General features: G+C 42.4%; 25 protein-coding genes. 22 read left to right on the top strand and 3 right to left on the bottom strand.

What is annotated here, in order from left to right:
* Positions 1-38 precede the first annotated feature (38 nt).
* Positions 39-1,127, bottom strand: a complete 1,089-nt coding sequence (locus FZ952_RS02550; protein ID WP_148880471.1) for a DEAD/DEAH box helicase — start codon at positions 1,125-1,127, stop codon at positions 39-41.
* Complete coding sequence (locus tag FZ952_RS02545; protein WP_148880470.1) at positions 1,120-2,100, bottom strand: Gfo/Idh/MocA family protein; 981 nt, start codon at positions 2,098-2,100, stop codon at positions 1,120-1,122. Before FZ952_RS02545 ends, FZ952_RS02550 begins: the two co-directional genes overlap by 8 nt.
* Positions 2,101-2,204: 104 nt before the next feature.
* Between FZ952_RS02545 and udk the strand changes: the two genes are divergently transcribed.
* The 22 genes from udk to ldcB all read left to right on the top strand — a co-directional run bounded on the left by udk (position 2,205) and on the right by ldcB (position 24,062).
* Positions 2,205-2,840 (top strand): uridine kinase, encoded by a 636-nt coding sequence (udk, locus tag FZ952_RS02540; protein ID WP_062198565.1) that lies wholly within the window; start codon positions 2,205-2,207, stop codon positions 2,838-2,840.
* A gap of 40 nt (positions 2,841-2,880) precedes the next feature.
* Positions 2,881-3,555 carry a YoaK family protein gene (locus FZ952_RS02535; RefSeq protein ID WP_062198563.1) on the top strand — a complete coding sequence of 225 codons (675 nt, stop codon included), beginning with the start codon at positions 2,881-2,883 and terminating at the stop codon, positions 3,553-3,555.
* A 432-nt stretch (positions 3,556-3,987) separates the two neighbouring features.
* Complete coding sequence (locus tag FZ952_RS02530; protein ID WP_148880468.1) at positions 3,988-5,553, top strand: 2-isopropylmalate synthase; 1,566 nt, start codon at positions 3,988-3,990, stop codon at positions 5,551-5,553.
* 12 nt (positions 5,554-5,565) lie between these two features.
* Positions 5,566-6,603, top strand: a complete 1,038-nt coding sequence (leuB, locus tag FZ952_RS02525) for a 3-isopropylmalate dehydrogenase (RefSeq protein WP_062198559.1) — start codon at positions 5,566-5,568, stop codon at positions 6,601-6,603.
* Positions 6,600-6,866: a DUF1294 domain-containing protein gene (locus tag FZ952_RS02520; protein WP_062198557.1), complete on the top strand. Its 267-nt coding sequence runs from the start codon at positions 6,600-6,602 to the stop codon at positions 6,864-6,866. Before leuB ends, FZ952_RS02520 begins: the two co-directional genes overlap by 4 nt.
* 1 nt (position 6,867) lies before the next feature.
* Complete coding sequence (gene leuC, locus FZ952_RS02515; protein WP_148880467.1) at positions 6,868-8,250, top strand: 3-isopropylmalate dehydratase large subunit; 1,383 nt, start codon at positions 6,868-6,870, stop codon at positions 8,248-8,250.
* A gap of 9 nt (positions 8,251-8,259) precedes the next feature.
* Positions 8,260-8,850 (top strand): 3-isopropylmalate dehydratase small subunit, encoded by a 591-nt coding sequence (gene leuD, locus FZ952_RS02510; RefSeq protein ID WP_148880466.1) that lies wholly within the window; start codon positions 8,260-8,262, stop codon positions 8,848-8,850.
* A 99-nt stretch (positions 8,851-8,949) separates the two neighbouring features.
* Positions 8,950-9,729 carry an L-threonylcarbamoyladenylate synthase gene (locus tag FZ952_RS02505; protein WP_148880465.1) on the top strand — a complete coding sequence of 260 codons (780 nt, stop codon included), beginning with the start codon at positions 8,950-8,952 and terminating at the stop codon, positions 9,727-9,729.
* 193 nt (positions 9,730-9,922) lie between these two features.
* The gene (locus tag FZ952_RS02500; protein ID WP_148880464.1) at positions 9,923-11,653 is read left to right on the top strand and encodes an McrB family protein; all 1,731 of its coding nucleotides are present in this window, start codon (positions 9,923-9,925) and stop codon (positions 11,651-11,653) included.
* A complete protein-coding gene (locus tag FZ952_RS02495) occupies positions 11,616-12,920 on the top strand; it encodes an McrC family protein (protein WP_148880463.1) in 1,305 nt (434 codons plus the stop codon). The genes FZ952_RS02500 and FZ952_RS02495 overlap by 38 nt, the downstream gene beginning before the upstream one ends.
* Positions 12,921-13,049: 129 nt before the next feature.
* Positions 13,050-13,487: a MarR family winged helix-turn-helix transcriptional regulator gene (locus tag FZ952_RS02490; protein ID WP_148880462.1), complete on the top strand. Its 438-nt coding sequence runs from the start codon at positions 13,050-13,052 to the stop codon at positions 13,485-13,487.
* Positions 13,488-13,490: 3 nt separating this feature from the next.
* The gene (locus FZ952_RS02485; RefSeq protein ID WP_148880461.1) at positions 13,491-14,255 is read left to right on the top strand and encodes a nuclear transport factor 2 family protein; all 765 of its coding nucleotides are present in this window, start codon (positions 13,491-13,493) and stop codon (positions 14,253-14,255) included.
* Between the two features lie 14 nt (positions 14,256-14,269).
* Complete coding sequence (locus FZ952_RS02480) at positions 14,270-15,232, top strand: zinc-binding dehydrogenase (protein ID WP_148880460.1); 963 nt, start codon at positions 14,270-14,272, stop codon at positions 15,230-15,232.
* Positions 15,229-15,957 (top strand): ABC transporter ATP-binding protein, encoded by a 729-nt coding sequence (locus FZ952_RS02475; protein WP_148880459.1) that lies wholly within the window; start codon positions 15,229-15,231, stop codon positions 15,955-15,957. Before FZ952_RS02480 ends, FZ952_RS02475 begins: the two co-directional genes overlap by 4 nt.
* Positions 15,950-17,470: an ABC transporter permease/substrate-binding protein gene (locus FZ952_RS02470; RefSeq protein ID WP_148880458.1), complete on the top strand. Its 1,521-nt coding sequence runs from the start codon at positions 15,950-15,952 to the stop codon at positions 17,468-17,470. Before FZ952_RS02475 ends, FZ952_RS02470 begins: the two co-directional genes overlap by 8 nt.
* Before the next feature lie 148 nt (positions 17,471-17,618).
* Positions 17,619-17,933, top strand: a complete 315-nt coding sequence (locus FZ952_RS02465; protein WP_148880457.1) for a TfoX/Sxy family protein — start codon at positions 17,619-17,621, stop codon at positions 17,931-17,933.
* 91 nt (positions 17,934-18,024) lie between these two features.
* Positions 18,025-18,690 (top strand): SatD family protein, encoded by a 666-nt coding sequence (locus FZ952_RS02460; RefSeq protein WP_148880456.1) that lies wholly within the window; start codon positions 18,025-18,027, stop codon positions 18,688-18,690.
* A complete protein-coding gene (locus tag FZ952_RS02455) occupies positions 18,687-19,424 on the top strand; it encodes a DUF3307 domain-containing protein (protein ID WP_148880455.1) in 738 nt (245 codons plus the stop codon). Before FZ952_RS02460 ends, FZ952_RS02455 begins: the two co-directional genes overlap by 4 nt.
* Before the next feature lie 75 nt (positions 19,425-19,499).
* Positions 19,500-20,084, top strand: coding sequence for a GrpB family protein (locus tag FZ952_RS02450; RefSeq protein ID WP_148880454.1), 585 nt, complete (start codon positions 19,500-19,502; stop codon positions 20,082-20,084).
* Between the two features lie 311 nt (positions 20,085-20,395).
* Entirely contained in the window at positions 20,396-21,532 is a 1,137-nt protein-coding gene (locus FZ952_RS02445; protein WP_148880453.1) for a DUF6574 domain-containing protein, read from the top strand.
* Between the two features lie 25 nt (positions 21,533-21,557).
* Complete coding sequence (locus tag FZ952_RS02440; RefSeq protein WP_148880452.1) at positions 21,558-23,279, top strand: TcaA second domain-containing protein; 1,722 nt, start codon at positions 21,558-21,560, stop codon at positions 23,277-23,279.
* A gap of 3 nt (positions 23,280-23,282) precedes the next feature.
* The gene (ldcB, locus tag FZ952_RS02435; RefSeq protein ID WP_148880451.1) at positions 23,283-24,062 is read left to right on the top strand and encodes an LD-carboxypeptidase LdcB/DacB; all 780 of its coding nucleotides are present in this window, start codon (positions 23,283-23,285) and stop codon (positions 24,060-24,062) included.
* Between the two features lie 228 nt (positions 24,063-24,290).
* Here the strand turns inward: ldcB and FZ952_RS02430 are convergent, their stop codons facing one another.
* Positions 24,291-24,533, bottom strand: a complete 243-nt coding sequence (locus FZ952_RS02430) for a type B 50S ribosomal protein L31 (protein WP_005590635.1) — start codon at positions 24,531-24,533, stop codon at positions 24,291-24,293.
* Between the last annotated feature and the right edge of the window lie 39 nt (positions 24,534-24,572).

Raw genomic sequence — 24,572 nt, 5'->3', positions numbered from 1 at the left:
TCCATCTGGTAAAGCCCGTTTATGAGTGTAGCTTTGAGTTAAGGTCTTACATAAAGTTCTTGATTTTTCAGAATAATCTCTCGGACGGAGGCATATTTTTTGAGAGTTTTTAGTTCTTCTGGATGGCTGATGAAAGTGATGACATAGCCTTCTTTGCCCATGCGACCCGTTCGGCCGGAACGATGAGTGTAGGTTTCCAGATCGCGCGGCACTTCGTAATTGACCACGCATTCTAGAGAATCAATATCAATGCCACGGGCAACCAAGTCCGTCGCCAGCAAGAGCGTGATATCGTAATCCTTAAATTTCTCCAGAATGACCTTGCGGAATTTTACATTGACATCGCTGGCTAGGGAGACCGTACTGGCCCCTCGGTACTGAAGCTTTTCTTCGGCGCTGCCCAAATCAGACAGGCTATTGAAAAAGACTAATCCACGAAATTCTTCTACATTGGATAGTTTGCGCAAGAGTTCGACCTTGTCACGTTTCTCCACCTGCATATAGAAGTGCTGGATATTGTCCAGAGTCTGGTCGTCAATGCTGATACGTAGAGTATTTTCGGCAATCTTATCTTGATCGAACTTTGCCGTAGCACTCATGTAAATCAGCTGGTGGTCACGCGGTGCATAATGCAGAATCTTATCAACAAACGCATACTGGGAATCACTGAGAAGCTGGTCAAATTCGTCTAGGATAATAGTGTCGACATTCATCATCTTGATTTTCTTGAGCTTGGTGAGCTCAAAAATCCGACCCGGTGTACCAATGAGGATTTCCGGACCTTTCTTAAGACGTTCGATTTGCCTTTTCTGGCTGTTACCAGAGAGCAGGAGTTGACAGCTCAAGCCCAGAGGTTCAGCCCAAGCCTTGCAGACATCAAAAATCTGTCCTGCCAGTTCTGTATTTGGAGCTAAAATCAAAAGCTGCTGCGCTTTTTTAGGCTTCAATTTCAACAAGCTAGGAAAGAGATAAGCCAATGTCTTGCCCGTACCGGTCGGACTGATGCCTAGCACCGTCTGTCCCTGAGAAATGGGCTGGAATATTTTTTCTTGGATAGCAGTCAGTTCAGCAAAACCCAGCTGATTTAGCTGGTCCTGCCAGACTGTTGGGAATGTTTCTTTAATCATGGTCAACCTCAAATCTAATGCCAGCGTCTTTTCTCATGGCAAAAATGCAATCATGAACGGCAGCAGCAGCCTGCAAATAGTCGCTGTAAAGCTCTTCTTGGCCACCTTTAAGCACCTGAGCAAAAGCCTGAGCCTCTTCCAGCATTTGGTGGTCTGCTTGGCGGATAGCTAGACTTTCTGTCTCTCCATTGAGCTTTAGGAAAATAGCAGAGCGGATATATTCGATACCATCTAAGGTCAGGGTGCCTTGGTCTGTGTAGATTTCAGCTGGCAGGTGGCTGTTGATATTTTTTCCAGCCTGAATGCGGACTTGAAAATCAGGATAAATCAGGCTGCCTGAACCATTGAGATCAACGCTATTTGGCAGTTGCTGAGCTGTGTAGCAGACGCTTTGTGGAGCGTCAAAAAGCAGGACAGCAGCATAAATCGTATAGACCCCCAAGTCCATCAGAGCACCGCCTGAGAATTTAGCAGAAAAAACATTGGGTTCTTGTCCACTCAGCAGGGCTCCCATCTTGGAGGAGTATTTGGCATAGGTGAAATTAGCTCCCCAGATCTTCTTGTCTTTAAGGAAGTCGCGTATGACTGTAAAAGCTGCTTCGTGGTAGTTTCTGGCTGCTTCAAAGATATAAACCTGATGTTCAGCTGCCAGTTTGATCAATTCTTGCCATTCTTCAGGTCTTGATACAGCCGGCTTTTCAACAATGACATGTTTTCGAGCCAAAATGGCTACCTTGGCATGGTTGAAGTGGAGGCTATTGGGACTGGCGATATATACCACATCTAGGTCGGTAGATAAGAATTTAATCATATCGGTGTAGAGGGCGACATTTTCATAGGCTTCTGCAAAACGCTCCGCTGAACTAAGTGTCCGTGAATAGACAGCTGCTAACTCATACTCACCACTTAGTTGAGCTGCCTTGATAAACTCATGGGAAATAAATCCCGTGCCAATGATACCGAGTCTTAACATGCTTTCTCCTTTTGTAATGATTTTCCTCAATTTTTCTTGATTCACCCTTTCATTATATCATGATTTTGGTATAATAGATAGGATAACAAGTAATGGAGAGAACAATGCAAAACAGACCTATTATTATCGGTGTTACAGGTGGCTCAGGTGGCGGGAAAACCAGTGTTTCTCGAGCGATTCTTTCTAATTTCCCTAATGAAAAGATTGCCATGATTGAACACGATTCCTACTACAAAGATCAGTCCCATCTGACTTTTGAGGAGCGGGTTAAGACCAACTATGACCATCCTTTTGCTTTTGATACAGACCTCATGATTGAGCAAATCAAGGAACTTTTGGCTGGTCGTCCAGTGGACATTCCGACCTATGATTATACGGAGCACACTCGCAGCAGCAAAACCTATCGTCAAGAACCGCAGGATGTCTTCATTGTGGAGGGAATTTTGGTCTTGGAAGAACAACGTCTACGCGATTTGATGGACATCAAGATTTTCGTCGATACTGATGATGATGTACGGATTATCCGCCGGATTAAGCGGGATATGGAAGAGCGCGGCCGCAGTCTGGATAGTGTCATTGAGCAGTATCTTGGTGTCGTTAAGCCCATGTATCATCAGTTTATCGAGCCGACCAAGCGCTATGCGGATGTCATCATTCCAGAAGGCGCTTCTAATAAAGTTGCGATTGATTTGATTACCACCAAGATTGAAAAGATTTTGGAGGAAGCAAGAGAAGGATAGAAAGGAAGTCTGGTGTTACACTGGACTTTTTGGGTCAATGATGAAAAAGTTAGTCAAAAGAGAATTTCATTCGCGATCGAAGTTTTTTGCCTGTCTGCTGACCTTTTGCGCAGGCTTTGTGGATGCCTACACTTTTATGGAGCGTGGGGGTACCTTGGTCGCTGGACAAACAGGGAATGTCGTCTTTTTGTCCGTTGAGCTGATTCACCATAAAACTGGAGAAATTGAAGTGAAACTGGCTACCATGCTGGCTTTCATGCTGGGCATTTTCCTGATAACTGTTTTCCGCCCCATTTTCGAGCAGTCATTATGGCGGGTAACCAGTATCTCACCTCTGGTGCTTATCTGTACCTTGGTAGGTTCTATGCCCAATACGGTGCCAAATATGTTTATCGTTCCTCCAATCGCTTTCTGCATGGGAGTTGTTGCGACAGCCTTTGGCGAAGTAGATGGCATTGTCTATAATAATTCTTTTATGACAGGAAATATCAAGAAAACGATGGTAGCTTTTGGAAATTTTGTCCGAACTAGCGAAAAGCCGTATCTGAAAGAAGGTATCTTTTTCGTTGCTTTGTTAGGAAGCTTCATCACCGGAGCTATTATTTCTACTTACCTCATCCAATTTTACGCTTTGCGAACGATTTGGATTGTTGCAGTGATTCTTTTTGCTTTCATGATGTTCAGGCTCACTCAGTATGTGAGAAGGAGTCGCTGAACATTTCACCAGTACGAGTGTCGCTCTGCTGGTTTATTTTACCTTCAATAGTTAAGAATTTTCTATACTGAAAAAATATTCTGAAAATGCTAGGTTATTTGTTGACAGCCCAATGATACTGTGTTAAAATACTAGCAATAACATTTCAAAAGGAGTCAGTCAAACATGAAGTCAACCCAATTTTCAAACTTTGCTTTGTTGTTGCGTTACTCGGGCTAGTGCGAAAGCATTAGTCCTGTTTGGCTTACCAAGCGGGAGTAAATCAACATCTCGCTTGCCTTCAAGCGAGATGTTTTTTGTTTTTATACTCTTCGAAAATCTTTGTTAGGATGTGCTTTGCTAAAACTAGCTAAAAGTTCAGTTTACGGTTTCATCTATTAGCGACAATGATTTTCTCTAGCTGTTTTAAACGATAAAGAAAGAGGGATGTTTATGCGCAAAATTGAATTTCTAGATACCAGCCTTCGGGATGGTGAGCAGACACCGGGAGTAAATTTCTCCGTTAAGGAAAAGGTAGCCATTGCCAAGCAACTAGAAAAATGGGGCATTTCTGCTATTGAGGCTGGTTTTCCAGCTGCTAGCCCAGATTCATTTGCGGCTGTGCAAGAGATTGCTAAAGTCATCACTAAAGCTTCCGTCACTGGTCTGGCGCGTTCGGTTAAGTCTGATATTGATGCTTGTTATGAAGCATTAAAGGATGCCAAATACCCGCAAGTCCATGTTTTCATCGCGACCAGTCCCATTCATAGAGAGTTCAAGTTGAAAAAATCCAAGGAAGAGATTTTAGCAGCTATTAAGGAGCACGTTTCCTATGCTCGCTCCAAGTTTGAGATTGTAGAGTTTTCACCTGAGGACGCGACACGTACCGAGCTGGACTTTCTGCTCCAAGTTGTCCAGACAGCAGTTGATGCGGGTGCTAGCTACATTAACATTCCAGATACGGTTGGTTTTACTACACCTGAAGAGTTTGGCAATATCTTCAAGTATCTGATTGACAATGTCCAAACGGAACGTGAGATTATCTACAGTCCTCACTGTCACGATGATTTGGGAATGGCAGTAGCCAACAGCCTGTCTGCGGTCAAATACGGAGCTAGGCGGGTGGAAGGCACGATCAACGGTATTGGTGAGCGCGCTGGTAATGCCGCGTTGGAAGAAGTAGCAGTTGCTTTAGAAATTCGTCAAGACTATTACCAAGTTGAGACAGACATTGTCCTTAATGAAACGATTAACACTTCTGAGCTGGTGTCCCGCTTCTCAGGTATTCCAGTGCCTAAGAACAAGGCAGTCGTTGGTGGAAATGCCTTCTCTCATGAATCCGGTATCCATCAGGATGGCGTCCTTAAGAATCCATTGACCTATGAAATCATCACGCCTGAGCTGGTTGGAGTCAAGAGCAATTCACTACCGCTTGGCAAGCTGTCTGGCCGCCATGCCTTTGTCGAAAAACTCAAAGAACTGGCTCTGGACTTTGCAGAATCTGAAATTAATGATCTCTTTGCTAAGTTTAAGGTCTTGGCTGATAAGAAAAATGAAGTCACGGATGCTGATATTCGGGCTCTGATTGCCGGAACAACGGTCGAAAATCCTGAAGGCTTCCACTTTGATGATCTGCAGTTGACGACCAATGACGACCATACTATCACAGCGGATGTGCAGTTGGTTAATGGCGATGGTGAGACAGTCAGCTGTGTGGCGGAAGGCAAAGGAAGCGTTGAAGCCATCTTTAATGCGATTGACCAATTCTTTAACCAGTCTGTTCAGCTTTTGTCTTATAATATTGAAGCGGTGACGGATGGTATCGACTCTCAGGCTCGCGTCTTGGTAGCTGTTGAAAATACCGACACTGATACGATTTTCAACTCTTCTGGTATTGACTTTGATGTTCTTAAGGCCAGCGCCATTGCCTATATCCATGCCAATACCTTTGTGCAAAAGGAAAATGCTGGTGAAATCGGCCATCAGGTATCTTACCGCGATCTGCCTGCAAATAATTAGAAGGAAGCGACTATGACAAAAGAAATTGTAGCTCTGGCGGGCGACGGTATCGGCCCAGAAATCATGGAGGCTGGTCTCCAAGTACTGGCTGCTGTTGCGGACAAGTTCGGCTTTACTTATCATGTTACGGAGAAGGCTTTTGGGGGTGCTGGTATTGATGCGGAAGGGCATCCTCTGCCTCAGTCAACTCTAGAAGCGGCCAAGGAGGCGGATGCTATTCTCCTAGCAGCTATTGGTAGTCCCCAGTATGATAATGCCCCAGTTCGACCGGAGCAAGGCTTGCTCGCTCTGCGTAAGGAGCTTGAACTCTATGCCAATATCCGTCCAGTTAAGATTTTCGATGCTCTTAAGCATTTGTCGCCTTTGAAGGCAGAGCGTATTGCTGGCGTGGACTTTGTGGTCGTGCGCGAGCTGACTGGTGGGATTTATTTTGGTCAGCATATTTTGGAGGACAAATCTGCGCGTGATATCAATGACTACAGCTATGAAGAGGTGGAGCGAATTGTCCGTAAAGCCTTTGATATTGCGCGTGGTCGCAGAAAGCGCGTGACCAGTATTGACAAGCAAAATGTACTAGCAACATCCAAACTCTGGCGCAGAGTAGCCGATGAGGTGGCCAAGGATTATCCAGATGTGACCTTAGAGCACCAGCTGGTGGACAGTGCTGCGATGCTCATGATTACCAATCCTGCTAAGTTTGACGTTGTAGTAACGGAAAATCTCTTCGGGGATATTCTATCAGACGAGTCCAGTGTCCTGTCAGGAACGCTGGGAGTTATGCCATCGGCCAGTCATTCGGCAGCTGGACCAAGTCTTTACGAGCCTATCCATGGTTCTGCTCCAGATATTGCAGGGCAAGGCATTGCCAACCCTATCAGTATGATACTTTCTGTGGCCATGATGCTGCGGGGTAGTTTTGCAGAGCTTGAAGTGGCAGAGGTGATTGAAGCAGCGGTTGAAAAGACTTTGGCTCAGGGGATTTTAACCCGAGATCTTGGCGGTCAGGCAGGGACAGCTCAAATGACGGAGGCAATTATTAAGAACTTATGAAATGGATAGTAACGGGTATTTGCCTGCTATGGAACCTTGTCGTTTTCCTGCTTTATGGCTGGGATAAGCGAAAGGCTAAAAAAAATCACTACCGCATTCCCGAGAAGACCTTGCTCTTGTCAGCTTTGGCAGCCGGAGGTTTGGGCGCTTTATTAGGCGGTCGTCTCTTTCATCACAAGACCAGAAAATGGTATTTTTGGCTGGCTTGGATTGGCGGAATAATAGTGGAAATTGGAATTTTATATTACATATGGAGAAGCTAGTATGGCTGGAAAATCAATTTTTGATAAGCTTTGGGACAGGCATGTCATAACAGGCCAAGAAGGGCAACCCCAGCTTATGTATGTGGATCAGCATTATATTCATGAAGTAACCAGCCCTCAGGCTTTTCAAGGCCTTCGAGATGCAGGGCGCAAGGTTAGACGGCCGGATTTGACCTTTGGAACCTTTGACCATAATGTTCCTACGGTCAATATCTATGATATTCGGGATGTGATTTCCAAGGCTCAGATTGATAAACTTTCTGAGAATGTCAAGGATTTTGGCATTGAGCATGCGGCTCATGGATCAGAGTTGCAAGGGATTGTCCATATGGTTGGGCCCGAAACAGGCAAGACTCAGCCAGGGAAATTTATCGTTTGTGGCGACAGTCACACGGCCACTCACGGAGCCTTTGGAGCTATTGCTTTTGGAATCGGTACTTCGGAGGTGGAGCACGTTTTTGCCACGCAGTCCATTTGGCAGGTCAAGCCTAAGAAAATGTTGGTCCAATTTACCGGGGTGCCACCGAAAGGCGTCTATTCTAAAGACTTTATCTTAGCTCTGATTGCCCGATATGGTGTGGCTGCAGGAGTCGGTCATGTGGTCGAGTATGCTGGGGATGCGATTGACCATCTGACTATGGAAGAGCGCATGACTATCTGCAATATGTCCATAGAGTTTGGTTCTAAGATGGGCATTATGAATCCCGACCAGAAGACTTATGATTACGTTCAAGGGCGGCCGGGAGCACCTAAGGACTTTGAGGCAGCAGTAGCTGATTGGAAGACTCTGGTCAGTGATCCCGATGCTGTCTATGATAAGGTCATTGAGATTGATGTCTCCCAGCTGGCACCTATGGTGACTTGGGGAACCAATCCTTCTATGGGAGTAGAGTTCGGCGCGGCTTTCCCTGAAATCCGTGATATGAACGACGAGCGGGCCTACAATTACATGGACCTCTCCCCGGGTAAGAAAGCAGAAGATATTGATCTAGGTTATATCTTTATCGGCTCCTGTACCAATGCTAGACTCAGTGACTTGCAGCTGGCAGCTAAGTTTGTCGCTGGCAAGCAGATTGCTCCCAATCTGACAGCTATCGTCGTACCAGGCTCTCGTCCGGTCAAGCGGGCTGCTGAAAAGATGGGACTGGATAAAATTTTCATGGATGCAGGCTTTGAGTGGCGTGATCCGGGTTGCTCCATGTGTCTGGGAATGAATCCAGATAAGGTGCCAGACGGAGTCCACTGTGCTTCGACCAGTAATCGGAACTTTGAGGATCGTCAGGGATTTGGCGCTAAGACCCATCTTTGCAGTCCAGCTATGGCAGCAGCGGCAGCTATTGCCGGGCACTTCGTAGACGTCCGCCAGCTACCGGAGGTCCAGTAAGGAAGTTATATGGAAAAATTTACAATCTACACGGGGACGACGGTACCCCTCATGAACGATAATATCGATACAGACCAAATTTTACCTAAGCAGTTTCTCAAGTTGATTGATAAAAAAGGTTTTGGCAAGTACCTCATGTATGCTTGGCGCTATCTGGACAACCAGTACACCGAAGATCCTGATTTCGTCTTTAATAGACCAGAGTATCGCAAGGCGACTATTCTGATTACAGGGGATAATTTCGGAGCGGGTTCCTCTCGAGAGCATGCTGCCTGGGCCTTGGCTGACTACGGCTTTAAGGTAGTCATTGCTGGATCTTTCGGGGATATTCACTACAACAATGAGCTCAATAACGGCATGCTGCCAATCGTCCAGTCGCTAGAAGTACGGCAAGCCTTGGCTAATCTGAAGCCGACGGATGAAATGACGGTGGATTTGGAGCAGCAGAAGATTTTTTCACCGGTGGGGGACTTCTCTTTTGACATTGATGGAGAATGGAAGCATAAGCTCCTCAACGGTTTGGATGATATTGGCATTACGTTGCAGTATGAAGATTTGATTACAGAATACGAAAAAAATCGGCCATCCTATTGGCAGTAACCTTATCTTTGCTATATTGAGAAAATTCTGAAAAATCCTTGTTTTCGCTAAATTTATATGGTAAAATAAATCTTAATTTAATAGAAAAGGAAGAAACTTATGACAAAACACATTCAATGGAACGGACAGCTTTCACAAGAAGGCTATGATATTCTCAAAGGTGATGGTGGTTGTATCGTTTGCCCGACCAAGGTGGGTTACATCATCATGACCAGCGATAAAGCTGGCTTGGAGCGTAAGTTCGAAGCTAAGTCACGTAACCGTAATAAGCCAGGTGTTGTCCTCTGTGGCAGTATGGATGAGCTCCGTGCTTTGGCTCAGCTAAATCCGGAAATTGAAGCTTTTTATCAAAAGCATTGGGATGAAGACATCCTCTTGGGCTGTATCCTTCCATGGAAGCCAGAAGCTTTTGAAAAGCTCAAAGCCTATGGCGACGGTCGGGAAGAGCTGATGACAGATGTTCGTGGCACTAGCTGTTTTGTGATTAAGTTTGGTAAGGCGGGCGAGCAGCTGGCAGCTAAGCTTTGGGAAGAAGGCAAGATGGTCTATGCTTCCTCCGCTAACCCATCCGGTAAAGGAAACCGCGGCAAGGTCGAAGGGATTGGCGAGCGCATCGAAAATGCTGTTGACCTCGTCATTGAAGCAGATGACTATGTGGCCTCTATCCAGCCAGACAAGACCATTGAAACTCGCTATGAACAAGGCGTTATGGTCTCCATGGTGGATAAAGATGGAAAACTGATTCCAGAACAAGGTGGCCAACGTTCCATCTCACCAGCACCAGTAGTCATCCGCAAAGGCTTGGACATCGACAAAATCATGATGCACCTGTCTGATACCTTTAACTCATGGGATTACCGTCAGGGCGAATATTACTAAGATAAAAAAGCTCAGTGTGAGAGGGGGATTTCCTCTTTACACTGAGTTTTTTGTTTATAATTTCTTTTATTTTTCCTATAATTATGCTATGATAGAAAATGATATATTAACAGATTACAAACCTATTTAAGTTATACTCATAAAATAATTTTAAAAGACAGTAATAGGTTATAAAATTGGAGGTGTTTTATTAATGAATAATAATAACTTTTATTTTGTTGGTACAAAATTTGGAAATGATGATTATCTTGAGCATTTTAATAAAGAAGGGAAGTGGGAACTAGGATGGCATAATGATGAAGAAAATAAACAGTATCAAAAAATGCTAAAATTATTCAATAAAATAAAACAAGGAGATATCTTATTTGCCAAGTCTTCATATACAAAAAAGCATAATCTACCTTTCTCAAAGAAAAGTGAAATGAAAGTCTCTGTTATGAAAATTCGTGGTAGGGGTATTGTAAAAGAGATTCTAAATGATGGGCATACAGTGATTGTTGATTGGGAACAAGGCTATTTAGAACGGGAATGGTATTTCTTAACTAGCCAAGAAACAATCTGGTGTCCCTTAGATAATAATTATCGAAAGAAAGAAGCAAATCAGTTAATTGATTTTGCTCTGAGTGATGACATTAAAGAGCAAGATTATAATTATTTCTTAAATCATCTTGATTGGAAAAGGTATAAAGTGGAAAACGATGTAAACAGTAAACAAAAAGTGGACTCGATGAAATATGCTAACGTATTAAAACAATCAAAAAACCTCATCCTCCGTGGTGCTCCTGGTACGGGAAAAACCTATCTTGCTAGACAAATTGCAAGGGAGTTGACTGGAGGAAACGAGGAACAAATCGATTTTGTACAATTCCATCCCTCTTATGACTATACGGATTTTGTAGAGGGTTTGCGGCCGCTTCCAAGTGATGATGAGCAGATTAGCTTCGGCTTGCAGGATGGAATTTTTAAGAAATTTTGCGAAAGAGCTAAATTAGCGCAAAAGACAGGCGGTCAGGATAATTTTGAGGAAGCCTGGGAATCTTATTTGGAGTTTATAAATACCACTGAAGAGAAGGAGTATTTAACAAAGACATCTTACTTGTCAGTTAATAGCAGGCAAAATTTATCTGTCAATTATGATAGTGGAGCATCTGGATGGACATTGCCTCGACATTATGTTTATGAATTATATAAAAATAAGAATTATGATAAACAAAGATATTATAAGAGTGGCGGGAAAACAGTTCTAAAAGTCTTGAAAGAAAGGTTTGCATTAAAAACTTATAAAGAAGCAGCTGAAATATCAAGTATTAAAAACTTCGTATTCATCATCGATGAAATCAATCGTGGTGAGATTTCTAAGATTTTTGGTGAACTTTTTTTCTCCATTGATCCGGGCTATCGTGGTAAGGATGGAGAGGTTTCGACCCAATATGCTAATTTACATGAAACTAATGAGAAGTTTTATATTCCTGAAAATGTCTACATCATCGGAACGATGAATGATATTGATCGTTCGGTGGATACCTTTGATTTTGCCATGCGCCGTCGTTTCCGCTTTGTTGAAATTACTGCTGAAAGTCAGCTGGGAATGCTTGATGAACATCTTGGAGATGGTGCTGAAGAAGCGAAAATGCGTCTAAGAAATTTGAATGCTGCTATAGAAAAAGTAGAAGAGCTCAATAGTCATTACCATGTTGGACCAAGTTATTTCCTTAAGTTGCAGGAAGTAGACTTTGACTATGAGTTGCTCTGGTCTGATTATATTAAGCCGCTCCTAGAAGACTACTTGCGAGGTTCTTATGATGAGGTTGAAACTTTGGAAACTTTGAAAAAGGCATTTGATAAGACAAGCAATGAGCAAACCAATCAGTCAATAACTGGTGATAATGAAAGCAATGGAAATGGCGATACGGATAACAGATAATCAGCAACTTATAAAAAAAGAGGATTTTGTTGAAATCTACCCAAAAATTAGTCAGGTACTTTTAGATAGAACTTTAGAAAGTCTTTCTCAAGAGGATGGTATTTTCATTTTTCCAAATGACTTGAAAAATACTTCTGACTTGGACAAGGAACAGAAAATTTTTGAAACTGTAAATCAGAACATTAAGACAGGAAATGTGATTGGTTTTCTGGGTTACGGTCAGGAAAGATTAACGATTTCCTCTCGTTTTTCAAATGCTAATAACGACTATTTTTTGCATTATCTCTTGCAGAAGGTCCTCAATATCAATCTCACTAATTTGGATGTTGGTTTATCTAGCGAAGATAAACTCTATCAACTATTGGTTTACCTCTTCCCAAAATATCTGCAAGCGGCTTTGAGAAAAGGGCTTTATAAGGAATACCAGCGATTTTTCCATAATGATAGCCATGTAAAGGGAGCGATTGATGTAGGAAATCATCTTAAGAAAAATGTTCCTTTTGTGGGAAATATTTCCTACACTACTAGAGAGTTTGCTTATGATAATCCATTGATGCAGCTGATTCGACACACCATTGAGTATATTAAGAATCAGAAAATAATTGGGAGTGGAGTATTTGATGCTAATCGTGAAAATGTAACAGAAATTATTCGTGTGACTCCGTCTTATAAACTAGCTGATCGTGTTAAGATTATCAGACTAAATCAAACTAAACCTGTCCGTCATGCCTATTTTCGAGAATATAGAAAATTACAGGAACTCTGTCTGTTGATTCTGAGTAGCGAAAAGCACGGTTTAGGACTTCAAGAGCAAAAAATACACGGTGTTCTCTTTGATGTTGCTTGGCTTTGGGAAGAGTATGTTTACACCTTGTTGCCAAAAGGATTCATCCATCCACGAAATAAAGAAAAGACAGATGGCATTTCTGTATTTAGCAGTCATGGTCGAAAAATTTATCCAGACTTCTATTATAAAGATTTAAAAATCGTACTAGATGCCAAATATAAAAAGCTAGAATTTACTGAAAAAGGAATCAATCGTGAGGATTTATATCAACTGATTTCCTATACATACATTTTAGAAGCTAAAACAGCCGGTCTTATTTTCCCAAGCGTGGGGAAGGTTGTTGATAACGACATAGGTAAATTATCAGGTTGCGGGGCGCTCTTGAAAAAGTGGTCTATTCTTATTCCTCAAGAAGCTGAAAATTATGACCATTTTGTTCAACAGATACATCAATCGGAAACAATAAATTTTAAATTTTAAAGTAGGTTCAACCTGCTTTTTTCTTTACCCCAGTCTAAAACTATTTCCAAATAGAACAAAAATCTTGACAGATGGAACGATAGGTGTTACAATAGAGGAAATTCGATATAGAAATAAATTGGAGGAATCATGAAGGATAGTCATTTAGTTGCCCATCATATTCGTTTGTTGAATGGGCGGATTTTTCAAAAGTTACTGAGTCAGGATCCTGAAGCTCTTTATCGGAGTGAACAGGGCAAGATTCTCACGGTGTTATGGAATAGTGAGACAGGTTGCGCTACAGCCACAGATATTGCACTAGCGACGGGACTTGCCAATAATACGCTGACAACTATGCTGAAAAAGTTGGAAGAGCAGGATTTGGTGACCTTTAGTCAGTGTGGTTTAGACAAGCGAAAAAAATATGTCAAGTTGACAGAGCGTGGTTGGTCTCAAAAAGAAGTTGGCCATCGTATCAGTCAAAAACTGGATGCGATTTTTTATAAAGGCTTCTCAGAGGAAGAAATTCGCCAGTTTGAAAGTTATCAGGAACGTATTTTAGCGAACCTTAAAGAAAAAGAGGGATAAATCATGTCAAAACAAGTTGAAAATGCACATAATCTATACATTCATGCCATTCAAGACGGGTGTGTTGCTGAGGCTCAAGCCCAATCTGTAGGAGATACTTATATCCAACACTCGACAGGTGTGCCTGATGGGAAAGAAGGTTTTGCGGCTTTCTTTGCAAATTTCTTTGAGCGTCATCCCGAGCGTGAGATGAAAATTGTTCGCACCATTGAAGACGGCAATCTAGTCTTTGTCCATATCCATCAATATCTTAATGGTGGAGAAGCTCAATGGGTGACGACAGATACTTTCCGTTCTGATGAGAATGGTCGTATTGTGGAGCATTGGGATGTCATTGACTACTATCGCGCTCCAGAAAATGGGCAGTTAGATCAGATCTTTGGGGATTTTGAAGACATGGATTTGGACAAGACAGTAGCAAATAAAAAAACCGTTCGTCGTTTCTTGACAGAAATCTTTCAAAACGGCGAACTAGAGCAGTGGAATGATTATGTGGCAGAAGATTTGATTCAGCATAATCATGAGATTGGCCAAGGAAGTCAGGCTTATAAAAACTATGTTGCAGAGCATGGGCTTACTTTTGACTTTGTTTTCCAGCTTTTGGGACAAGGAAATTATGTGGTCAGCTATGGGCAGACTCAGATAGATGGGGTGGCTTATGCCCAGTATGACATCTTCCGTTTAGAGAATGGATTGATTGTGGAGCATTGGGACAATAAAGAAGTCATGCCTAAGGTAGAAGACTTGACGAATCGAGGGAAGTTTTAAAAGGAGACACTAAGATGAAAGCTGTGCTTGTCAAGGAAGCTGGAGGACCAGAAGTTTTGCAGGTTGTGGAAGTTCCAAAACCGGCTGTTAAAGAAGGTTGGACATTGGTCAAGGTACAAGGATTTGGAATCAATCATAGCGAGGTTTTTACTCGTCAAGGACTATCGCCCTCCGTTCAATTTCCACGGATTTTAGGAATTGAATGTGTGGGACTTGTAGAGGAGACCAATCGTCCCGATTTGCAGGTCGGGCAGCAAGTCATCTCCATCATGGGAGAAATGGGGCGTGCTTTTGATGGTGGTTATGCTGAGTATGTTTTGCTACCAGATGAACAGGTTTATCCTGTGAGGACAGAGCTTGCTTTGGAAAGTTTAATCGCACTGCCTGAAACCTACTACACAGCATTTGGCTCTTATATCAATCTCAAGATTGAGGAGGGAGACCGAGTTCTGGTTCGGGCAGCGACTAGTGGTGTTGGGCTTGCTTTTGCGAAACTTCTCAAAGGACAATTTCCAAATGTCTATCTAGCGGGAAGTAGCCGTAGTCTAGCCAAGGAAGAACGACTAAAGGAAGTAGGATTTGACCAGGTGATTTTGGACAAGGATGGGGTCTTGCAGACGGAAGAGCGGTTTGACAAGATCTTGGATCTTGTCGGTCCGAGCGATATTCTCGATACATTTGCTCGGACGGCAGATGGTGGTATAATCTGTTCTTGTGGCTTGCTGGGCGGTCAGTGGACTATTCCAGACTTTAACCCTATTGAAATGCTTTACCGTAATCTCTACTTGACTACCTTTGCTTCTGGCAATGTATCTCGAGATAAGCTACAAGCTTTAGTGGACTTTGTGGAGCGTTATCGGGTGGATGTGCGACCTGAAAAAGTATTTTCTATTGAGCAAATCCAGGACGCTCATGCTTATCTGGAAAGTAGCCAGTCTTTTGGCAAGGTTATCGTAAAAATTGAGGACAAACAATGATTGAATACAAAAATGTAGCGCTACGCTATACAGAAAAAGATGTCTTGAGAGATGTCAATTTACAGATTGAGGATGGAGAGTTCATGGTTTTAGTGGGTCCTTCTGGGTCCGGTAAGACAACAATGCTCAAGATGATCAACCGCCTCTTAGAGCCAACAGATGGCAATATCTATATGGATAGCAAGCGCATCAAGGACTATGATGAGCGTGAGTTGCGCCTTTCCACAGGCTATGTCTTACAAGCGATTGCCCTCTTTCCAAATCTAACGGTGGCTGAAAATATTGCTCTCATTCCTGAAATGAAAGGATGGAGCAAGGCAGAGATTCAGCAGAAGACCGATGAATTGCTGGAGCTAGTAGGCTTGCCTGCTGAAGATTATGCCCAGCGTATGCCGAGTGAGCTGTCTGGCGGTGAGCAGCAACGGGTGGGTATTGTCCGTGCCATTATCGCCCAACCCAAAATCCTACTGATGGACGAGCCTTTTTCAGCTCTTGATGCCATCTCGCGTAAGCAATTGCAGAGTTTGACCAAGAGTATTCATGACCAATTTGGGATGACAACAATCTTTGTGACCCATGATACGGACGAGGCTTTAAAGTTAGGGAATCGGATTGCTGTTTTACAGGATGGGGAGATTCGTCAAGTGGCGACACCTGAGGAAATCTTATCTGCACCTGCGACCAGTTTCGTAGCAGATTTATTTGGAGGTGTTCAACATGGCTAATTTGATTTCTACCTTTCAGGAGCGCTTTAGCGAATGGTTGGCAGCCTTAGGGCAACATCTCCAGCTGTCTCTTCTGACCTTATTAGTGGCCATCTTCCTGACCATTCCGCTCGCTATCTATCTTCATAGTCACAAAAAAGCAGCCAATTGGGTGCTGCAAATTGCAGGAATTTTTCAAACCATTCCTTCAATGGCCTTGCTGGGACTCTTTATCCCTCTTATGGGGATTGGCACACTGCCGGCACTGACTGCTCTGGTGATTTACGCTATTTTCCCGATTTTAGAAAATACCGTCACGGCTTTGAATGGGATTGATCCTAGTTTAGAAGAAGCTGGAATCGCCTTTGGGATGACCAAGTGGGAGCGACTTAAAAAGTTTGAACTACCTCTAGCTATGCCCGTCATCGTTTCTGGAATTCGGACGGCAACGGTAATGATTATCGGGACAGCAACTCTAGCAGCGCTTGTCGGAGCTGGTGGACTAGGTTCTTTTATCCTTCTAGGAATTGATCGTCGCAATGCCAGTCTAATCTTGATTGGAGCAATTTCCTCCGCAGTTTTGGCAATTCTTTTCAATAGTCTCCTTAAATGGATGGAAAAGGCTAAGCTTCGGACAGTATTTACAGCTTTTGCGGTTTTAATCCTCGGCCTCGGTGCTTCTTATACACCGAGTCTCTTTCCCAAGCAGGAGAAGGATCATCTGGTTATTGCTGGGAAATTGGGTCCAGAGCCAGAGATTCTTATGAATATGTATAAACTCCTTATTGAGGAAAATACGGATATGACTGTGACAGTCAAACCTAATTTTGGCAAGACCGACTTCCTTTATCAAGCTCTAAAAAAAGGTGATATTGATATCTATCCTGAGTTTACCGGTACGATTACTGGAACTCTTTTACAGCCTGCTCCAAAGGTCAGCAATGATGCTGAAGAAGTTTTTGAAGCAGCACGTGATGGAATCAGAAAACAGGATAATCTAGTCTTGCTCAATCACATGGCTTATCAAAACACCTATGCGATTGCAGTACCTAAGAGTGTTGCTAAAGAATACAATCTTAAAACCATTTCTGACCTTAAGACAGTCCAAGACAAGCTCAAGGCAGGCTTTACCCTAGAGTTTAACGACCGTGAAGATGGGAATAAGGGTTTGCAATCTCTATATGGCCTTAATCTTAATGTAGCGACCATGGAGCCAGCCCTTCGCTACCAAGCTATCCAGTCGGGTGATATTCAAATCACGGATGCCTATTCGACTGATGCAGAACTTGCGCGTTATGATTTACAAGTTTTAGAAGACGATAAGCACCTTTTCCCTCCTTATCAAGGAGCCCCTCTCCTGAAGGCTGAATTGCTCGAAAAACACCCTGAGTTGGAAGGTATTCTCAATAAGCTGGCTGGTAAAATTACGGAAAGCCAGATGAGCCAAATGAATTATCAAGTTGGCATTGAAGGTAAAAAGGCCGAAAATGTTGCGCGTGATTATCTGGTCAAGGAAGGACTTTTGAAAAAATGAGAAATAAAAGTTAGACTCGTAAGGTCTAGCTTTTTTGCTTACTTGAGGATAGCCAGACTACGGATTGGAGGAGATGAGTTGATCTCTTAGTCAGGAAATCTTCATCTATTTTTGGTATAATAAGGTATTAATGCATGGAGGTGTTTCGATGGCATCTAGTCAAGAATATTTGGATTTTATTCTGAAGCAACTGGAGGGCTTAGGGCAAGAAATTAGCTTTCGCAAGATGATGGGGGAATATTTGCTCTATTATCGAGGTCGCTTATTCGGCGGGATTTATGACAATCGCTTGCTGCTCAAGCCAGTCCAGCCAGCTCTGGATTTTTTTGAAAATCCGGTTTATGAGTCTCCTTATCCAGGCGCAAAGCCAATGCTTTGTATAGAAGTAGAAGATGCTGCCATTCTCTGTAATCTGATTGAAGCTGTCTACCCTGCCTTACCAGCACCTAAAAAGAAAAAATAAACTTTCCTTTACAATAGATATTAGAAAAAATTTCCGTTTAAATAGACATTTTTTAAATTTTCCTTTATAATGGACTTAAAGGAGGTTTGGTATGCTTTATATTGCTCTTATTGGAGATTTAATAGAATCCAAACAGCTAAAAAACCGCAAGCAGGCGCAGCAAGAGCTGCAGGAATTGATGGCAGTCTTGAACCAAGATTATCAGGCTTACCTGGTGTCGCCTTTTACCATTACGACAGGAGATGAGTTTCAGGCTTTGTTGCGCCCTAATCCTGAAGTCATGCGGCTCATTGATCAGATTGTATTAGGATTTCCCCACCCGATTCGCTTTGGCCTTGGTCTAGGTGAGATTGTGACCGAGATCAATCGCGAGCAAAGTATTGGTTCGGACGGTCCGGCCTACTGGAGGGCACGCGCAGCCATTGAGGCTATTCATGAGAAGAACGACTACGGCAGCAGTCGCTTGGCGGTATCCTTGGGCGATGAAGAGCTCAGTCAGGCGGTCAATACAGTGCTGGCAGCTACTTCATTTATCCAGAGTAAGTGGAATGCTAGCCAAAGAGAGGTGCTGGAGCAGATGCTCATGGAATATATCTATGATGAAAATTTTTCTCACGGGGAAATAGCAGAGCTGCTGCAGATTAGTCCCAGTGCGCTTAGTAAGCGGCTCAAGTCGTCTGGACTGAAGATCTATCTGAGAAATCGTCGTTTAGCTATGAGAATGATTTTACAGGCAGCAAAGGAGGCTGAACAATGACAAATTTTATGGGATTTTCAGAATTTTTCATGCAGAATCCGATTCTCGTATTGACTTTGCTGGCTCATGTGCTAGCTGATTTTCAGCTTCAAAGTCAGAAGATGGCTGACCTTAAAAGCCGGCGGTTGAATTTTTTGATTCTCCATTTGGGGATTGTTCTGCTGCCCTTGTTATTCTTGGGCTTGCTCTTGCCTCAGCGTCTTGTGTTTTTCGCCTTGGTCTGGCTCAGCCATGCACTTATCGACTTTTTGAAATACAGATTAAATTCTTTGATTGTCCGTCGCCATGCGCAAAAGTTTGCCTTTTTATTGGATCAGCTCTTGCATCTGATGAGTATTTTTGCCCTTTATTTTCTCTTGCGACAGCAGCAAGTTTCGGCTCCTCACTGGCTGTCCGAACACTACCTCATGTTGCAGGCCCTCTTTTTCTTTGCCCTTACTGGTAAGCCAGTCAATATTCTCTTTAAACTTTTCTTCAGCAAATACCAGTCTGGGGAAGACGGTGGAGAGACTATCGCAGGAGCTGGTGCTATGATTGGGATTTTAGAGCGCTTGATTATGGGGCTTTCCCTTATTTTTGGGCAGTTTACAGCGATTGGTCTGGTCTTCACGGCTAAGTCTATTGCTCGTTATAATAAAATTTCTGAAAGCCAGTCCTTTGCAGAATACTATCTGATTGGCTCACTATTTAGCATGATCAGCGTTTTACTGACTTATGGCTTGCTTTATTGGTAATAAAAAAGGAGGACTGGGATATGATGCTCAGTCTTTACTTTAATTCTTATTTTCTATAAAGAAAGGAGAAGTCACATGGCAAAAGCCTTAGAAGAGATGTCGTTAGAAGAATTATGGCAGTTGTTCCCCATTTTCTTAGAGGAGCACGATAAGGACTGGTCAGTTTGGTATAAGGAGGAAAGCAGAAGAATACAAAGCTTTTTGCCACCAAATCAGTTATTTAAAATGCATCATATCGGTTCCACAGCTATTGAGGGGATATGGGCTAAGCCGATTATTGATATTCTTTTAGAAATTCCTCAAAATGCAGATATGGAGAACATCAAGAGAGAATTGTTGGAGCAAGGCTACCTACTTATGTCAGAGTCAGAAGGCCGCATGTCTTTTAACAAGGGCTATACACTTCAAGGCTTTGCTGAGCGCGTTTTCCACTTGCATCTGCGCTACTATGGAGACCATGATGAACTTTATTTCCGAGACTATCTGCAAGACCATCCAGCTGTCGCCAAAGACTATGAGCAGTTGAAATTAATCTTATGGAAAAAGTATGAGCACAATCGGGATGCTTATACGGCAGCTAAAACGGATTTCATTAGACAGTACACTCAAAAGGCCAAAAAGCTTTATGAGGGAAGATATGAAAGAAGCTATGATTTTTAGATTTGAGCTGACGCTTACTTACTTTTTCGTTAATCAATTCAGCAAATTAAGAGACCGTTAGGTTTGATGGACTGAATGATGCTAAAACCTAGGATTGCTACTTCTTGCTGGGGCAGTAGATTTGTGCATACTTGACAATCCCCTAACCAGCAAGTTTTTCAATCCATCAATGTAGAGAAAGGAGTAGAGAGAAATTTGAGAAAAAATGACAAATTGACAAAGGATAAACACGGAAGAAGACAAGGGACATTGAAATTTAAGCAGTCTTTTTATATAATAATAGTTATATAAAAATTATAGCGAGGTTTTTTATGCAAAAAGAAGATTGGTTAGATTATTTTGAAGCTATTAATGGTCGTTCAGCGACTGAAGAAGAAATTGCCCAAGCTTTAGTAGCAGGGGAATTTCAGGTGTCATCTGAATCAGTTCAAACTCCCGAATTTACAGTATCTCAGACGAATCCGACAGTTGAAGCTGAACAGGGCCGTCCTCAGGTAAATGCTTCTGCTCCGGCATCAGAGCCAGTAGTCTCGCAAACTGCTGCTGAGCAACCTTTTAGCTCGCCAGCATTTAACCAAGCAATGCCTAAGCAAGAAGCGCAGTATGCTGAGCAGACTTATGTTAACCCTCAGCAAGTTCAGCAGCCGTTTGCTCAGCCTCAAGGCCATCCACAGCAGTACCATAACCAGCCCAACCCAGTCCAACAGCAGTTTAATGGTCAGGGGCAACAGTTTGGTCAACAACAATATAATCAGCAAGCCTATCAACAGCAGCAAGCATTTCAAAATGGATCTCAAGAGCCGTTTGGTCAGCAAGCCCAGTATGCTCAGTTGCAGCAAAATCAGTTTTCGCAAACGATGAAAGCTTTCTGGGTTTGGCTGCTTTCAGCTTGGAAATCACCGACTTCTGAAGTGGAAACAAAATCCAGCAATGGCTACATCGCCTTGGGATTGCTGAGTTTTCTCAGCGGAACCTCGCTCTATCTTTCTATTTTCCGTACAGCGAGCTATGTATACTCAGCTGTACCCTTTCATCTAGCTGGCAGTGCGTCGTTTGATTTCAAGCATTTCTTCCTGTCCGTTTTATCAGCAGCTTTTTCTATTTTCTCCATTATCCTAGGCGGTTTTGTCGTGAAACGCTTGATTTACAGAGATGATAGCTTTACCTTTAACAAAGCTTTTGACTGGTATGGCCGTCTTTATGCAATTGTTTTACCAATCATCACACTAGCGGTATTGATGAATCTTTTAGAAGCGCTGGCTTTGGGTATCTTACTGAATGCTGCTGCTATTCTTTTAGTAGGTATCGGCGCCACCTTTGCTCTTATTTTCTCTAAGAACAATTCTAATTTAGATCCATTCTACAAATACCTGCTAGCTATTGTGGTAAATGGAGTGATTGTCTTTATCTGTGGCTTAATTTCTATGGTAATGCTTAGCGGACTATAAAAGAGACTAAACAAGGGAGAATATAATGGCAACAAAAGAAAAATGGGTGGAACTTTTTGAAGGGGTTATTGGTCGCAAACCTAGCCCTGAGGAATTTATGGCTGCTAAAGCGGTAGACTTTGATTTGAAAAGCATTCAATCCATTGCTGGCCGCTCACAGAAAAGCAGTGAACAGCCAACAAATAGTGAAATAACTCCAGAAGACATTCCTGGCAAGGAGAAAGTTGATGAACAGGCAGCATTTGAGCCAGCTCAGGAGTCTACTCTCAAGCAGACTTCTGAGCAGGTAGCTACCCCTCAGGAAATCTGGCTGACAGCCTTTCACGAGGCTTTTAAGCGCCAGCCTAGTCCAGAAGAGTTTCAGATGGCTCAAAGTCAAGGTTTTTCGTCAATTCCAATTCATTCAAAATTGACTGAAAAAAATAATCCAAGCCAGCTGGATATTAAAAAGGACAAAAAGCAGATTTTTAAGAAAAAAGTGGTCTTATCCAGCTTGGGCTTACTAATCTTGATTTCCCTGATAGGTTCTTTCTTCTATCTCAGCTCGGTTACTGGGGTTAAAGCGATGACGGATAAATTTGCCATGGCAATTAAGAATAAGAATTATGACCAAGTAGCTAGTCTGCTCTCCACAGATAGTGATAGATGGACTCGGGCGGAAGCCAAAAACCTTATCTCCTATCTGAACCGGAAAGATATTAATATCGAGACTGAGTTGAGCAATATTGAAAAATCCAATGGTGAATCCAGTTTTACTGATGAAAATGACAATCAAATCCTCGGTGTTGCTAAAACAAGCAAGAAGTTTGGAATCTTTCAAGAGTATCGAATGCTTGCCTATCCAGTTAAGGTCCGTATTACGACGAATCTTGATGGGGCGACTATCAAACCCGGCGATAAAGAAACAATCAGCTTGAAAAAAGATATCCAGATTGAAATAGGTGATTTCCATTTTACCGAGCAGGACTTTCTTCTCAAAGGAAAAACGGAGATTGGCAATGTTGAAACCAAGATAAAGCTAGATTTGGACAAGGCTAAGGACAATCAGCTGGATCTCAGCCTCAAATCTGAAAAGAAACAGCTCAATATCACTATGCCGAAGGAAACTTCAACAGCGACAGGATATAAGATTATCGTCAATGGCAAGGAAGCTGGCGACAGTCTATCTCCTGAAGTTCAGGTCATCCCTGATCAGGAATTAGAAGTTTATGCTAATTTTTCTATTAATGATGTCAGCTTCACTACAAATAAGGAAAAAGTAGTAGCAAAAGATGATAGAATTGAAGTTGTTCTTACAGTATCTAACGATGTTGTAAAACGTATCAAGGAAGTGGAAGCAAGTCAAAAAGCTAAAGAAGAGGAAAAACGGAAACAGGAAGAGAAAAAAGCTCAGATTTCTATTTTTCTTAGTGATTATCGGAGCGCAGTGTTTGACTCAGTTTCCAGTCGCTCTAACTATTTCTCTAAATATTTTGATACCTCTAGTGCTGCCTATAAAGAAATGGTTAACTGGACTACCGGTGGTGGAGTCCAGAAGGCGAAGATCGATTACTACAAGCCGGGAGCTCTTGAAATTCGAGAAGTCAGAGAAGAAAAGGGTTCCTATATTGTCACGACCTATGAAGATTTTACAGTGTATTATATTGATAACACACCAAACAGCGTCAATCGTAAGAACAAGGTTTACTACCTCAAGCCAGTAGGAAATAGCTTTGTTATTTATGATATACAAGTATCAGAGGAGTAGAAGATGATGAGCAAATATACAAAATTAATGTTACTCAGTTTGACGATACTGACTCTAGGAGCTTGTTCTTCTCATAAAAAAACTGAAGGCAGCGGTGAAACTAGTAAAGAGCTCTCTACTAAAGTGAGTGAGTCTTCTAATGAATCTCAAATTAGCTCTAATAGTACAGATAAATCAGGAGAGATTGAGGCAGAAAAGGCTCATTCTGGTCAAGTTAAGACCATAGACAAAGGTGTTTCTTACAATGGAAGTTACTATAGTATAAAAGGGAAGTATGATGAAATTGTTATTGTTAATAAACATTATCCTTTGTCTCCCAACTATAATCCTGGGGAAGATGCCACAGCAAAATCAGAATTATTAAAATTAATTGCTGCCATGCGGGCTCAGGGCTACGCCATCAGTGATCAGTACAGTGGTTTTCGTAGTTATGAGACACAAGTCGGTCTCTATCAAAGCTATGTCAATCAAGATGGTCAAGCAGCGGCAGACCGATATTCAGCAAGACCTGGTTACAGTGAGCACCAGTCAGGCCTGGCCTTTGATTTGATTGATAGCAGTGGAAATCTAGTACAAGAAGCTGGAGCAAGCCAGTGGCTCTTGGACAACGCCCATAAATATGGCTTTGTCGTGCGTTATCAAGTCGGGAAGGAATCTTCTACAGGCTATATGCCAGAAAGTTGGCATTTGCGCTATGTTGGGAAAGAAGCCAAGGAAATAGCGGAGTCTGGCCTATCCTTAGAAGAGTATTACGGCTTTACAGGTGGAAATTACGTAGATTAAAAACGTCGGGTGCTTCAGCGAACTGATTCCACAGTTGATTATCTATAAGAAAAAGAGGCTTAGAACCGTTTGTAAAGGTTCTAAGCTTTTTTAGGATTTTTGTCAACCATAGCGGGTGGCAGTGAGGGAAATCAGTCTTAGCTAGCAAAAATCAAACCGCAAAAAAAGCCATCCCGATTTCTCGAAAATGGCTTTGTATCAACATTCTTTGTAATGTCAATACGGTTCTTATTTGAGACCGTATTTTTTGTTGAAACGATCTACACGTCCATCTGCTTGAGTGAACTTTTGACGTCCAGTGTAGAATGGGTGTGAGTCTGATGAAATTTCGACACGGATCAATGGGTAAGTTTCGCCTTCGAATTCAACAGTTTCGTTAGAACGCTTAGTTGAACCGCTAAGGAACTTGTAGCCAGTAGTAGTGTCCATGAATACAACTGGGCGGTATTCTGGGTGAATGTCTTTTCTCATTTTTAAAAAATCCTTTCTGCCATGGTCTCTTTGCGAGCC

This window comes from Streptococcus sp. Marseille-P7376, assembly GCF_902460385.1.
In the GTDB taxonomy this organism is placed as follows: Bacteria; Bacillota; Bacilli; order Lactobacillales; family Streptococcaceae; genus Streptococcus; species Streptococcus sinensis.
This window is presented reverse-complemented; position numbering and strand designations above follow the sequence as displayed.

Bases quoted from the DNA above. Each gene is read 5' to 3' on its own strand.
- FZ952_RS02550 (WP_148880471.1), bottom strand. From the start codon at position 1,127: ATGATTAAAGAAACATTCCCAACAGTCTGGCAGGACCAGCTAAATCAG.
- FZ952_RS02545 (WP_148880470.1), bottom strand. From the start codon at position 2,100: ATGTTAAGACTCGGTATCATTGGCACGGGATTTATTTCCCATGAGTTT.
- udk (WP_062198565.1), top strand. From the start codon at position 2,205: ATGCAAAACAGACCTATTATTATCGGTGTTACAGGTGGCTCAGGTGGC.
- FZ952_RS02535 (WP_062198563.1), top strand. From the start codon at position 2,881: ATGAAAAAGTTAGTCAAAAGAGAATTTCATTCGCGATCGAAGTTTTTT.
- FZ952_RS02530 (WP_148880468.1), top strand. From the start codon at position 3,988: ATGCGCAAAATTGAATTTCTAGATACCAGCCTTCGGGATGGTGAGCAG.
- leuB (WP_062198559.1), top strand. From the start codon at position 5,566: ATGACAAAAGAAATTGTAGCTCTGGCGGGCGACGGTATCGGCCCAGAA.
- FZ952_RS02520 (WP_062198557.1), top strand. From the start codon at position 6,600: ATGAAATGGATAGTAACGGGTATTTGCCTGCTATGGAACCTTGTCGTT.
- leuC (WP_148880467.1), top strand. From the start codon at position 6,868: ATGGCTGGAAAATCAATTTTTGATAAGCTTTGGGACAGGCATGTCATA.
- leuD (WP_148880466.1), top strand. From the start codon at position 8,260: ATGGAAAAATTTACAATCTACACGGGGACGACGGTACCCCTCATGAAC.
- FZ952_RS02505 (WP_148880465.1), top strand. From the start codon at position 8,950: ATGACAAAACACATTCAATGGAACGGACAGCTTTCACAAGAAGGCTAT.
- FZ952_RS02500 (WP_148880464.1), top strand. From the start codon at position 9,923: ATGAATAATAATAACTTTTATTTTGTTGGTACAAAATTTGGAAATGAT.
- FZ952_RS02495 (WP_148880463.1), top strand. From the start codon at position 11,616: ATGAAAGCAATGGAAATGGCGATACGGATAACAGATAATCAGCAACTT.
- FZ952_RS02490 (WP_148880462.1), top strand. From the start codon at position 13,050: ATGAAGGATAGTCATTTAGTTGCCCATCATATTCGTTTGTTGAATGGG.
- FZ952_RS02485 (WP_148880461.1), top strand. From the start codon at position 13,491: ATGTCAAAACAAGTTGAAAATGCACATAATCTATACATTCATGCCATT.
- FZ952_RS02480 (WP_148880460.1), top strand. From the start codon at position 14,270: ATGAAAGCTGTGCTTGTCAAGGAAGCTGGAGGACCAGAAGTTTTGCAG.
- FZ952_RS02475 (WP_148880459.1), top strand. From the start codon at position 15,229: ATGATTGAATACAAAAATGTAGCGCTACGCTATACAGAAAAAGATGTC.
- FZ952_RS02470 (WP_148880458.1), top strand. From the start codon at position 15,950: ATGGCTAATTTGATTTCTACCTTTCAGGAGCGCTTTAGCGAATGGTTG.
- FZ952_RS02465 (WP_148880457.1), top strand. From the start codon at position 17,619: ATGGCATCTAGTCAAGAATATTTGGATTTTATTCTGAAGCAACTGGAG.
- FZ952_RS02460 (WP_148880456.1), top strand. From the start codon at position 18,025: ATGCTTTATATTGCTCTTATTGGAGATTTAATAGAATCCAAACAGCTA.
- FZ952_RS02455 (WP_148880455.1), top strand. From the start codon at position 18,687: ATGACAAATTTTATGGGATTTTCAGAATTTTTCATGCAGAATCCGATT.
- FZ952_RS02450 (WP_148880454.1), top strand. From the start codon at position 19,500: ATGGCAAAAGCCTTAGAAGAGATGTCGTTAGAAGAATTATGGCAGTTG.
- FZ952_RS02445 (WP_148880453.1), top strand. From the start codon at position 20,396: ATGCAAAAAGAAGATTGGTTAGATTATTTTGAAGCTATTAATGGTCGT.
- FZ952_RS02440 (WP_148880452.1), top strand. From the start codon at position 21,558: ATGGCAACAAAAGAAAAATGGGTGGAACTTTTTGAAGGGGTTATTGGT.
- ldcB (WP_148880451.1), top strand. From the start codon at position 23,283: ATGATGAGCAAATATACAAAATTAATGTTACTCAGTTTGACGATACTG.
- FZ952_RS02430 (WP_005590635.1), bottom strand. From the start codon at position 24,533: ATGAGAAAAGACATTCACCCAGAATACCGCCCAGTTGTATTCATGGAC.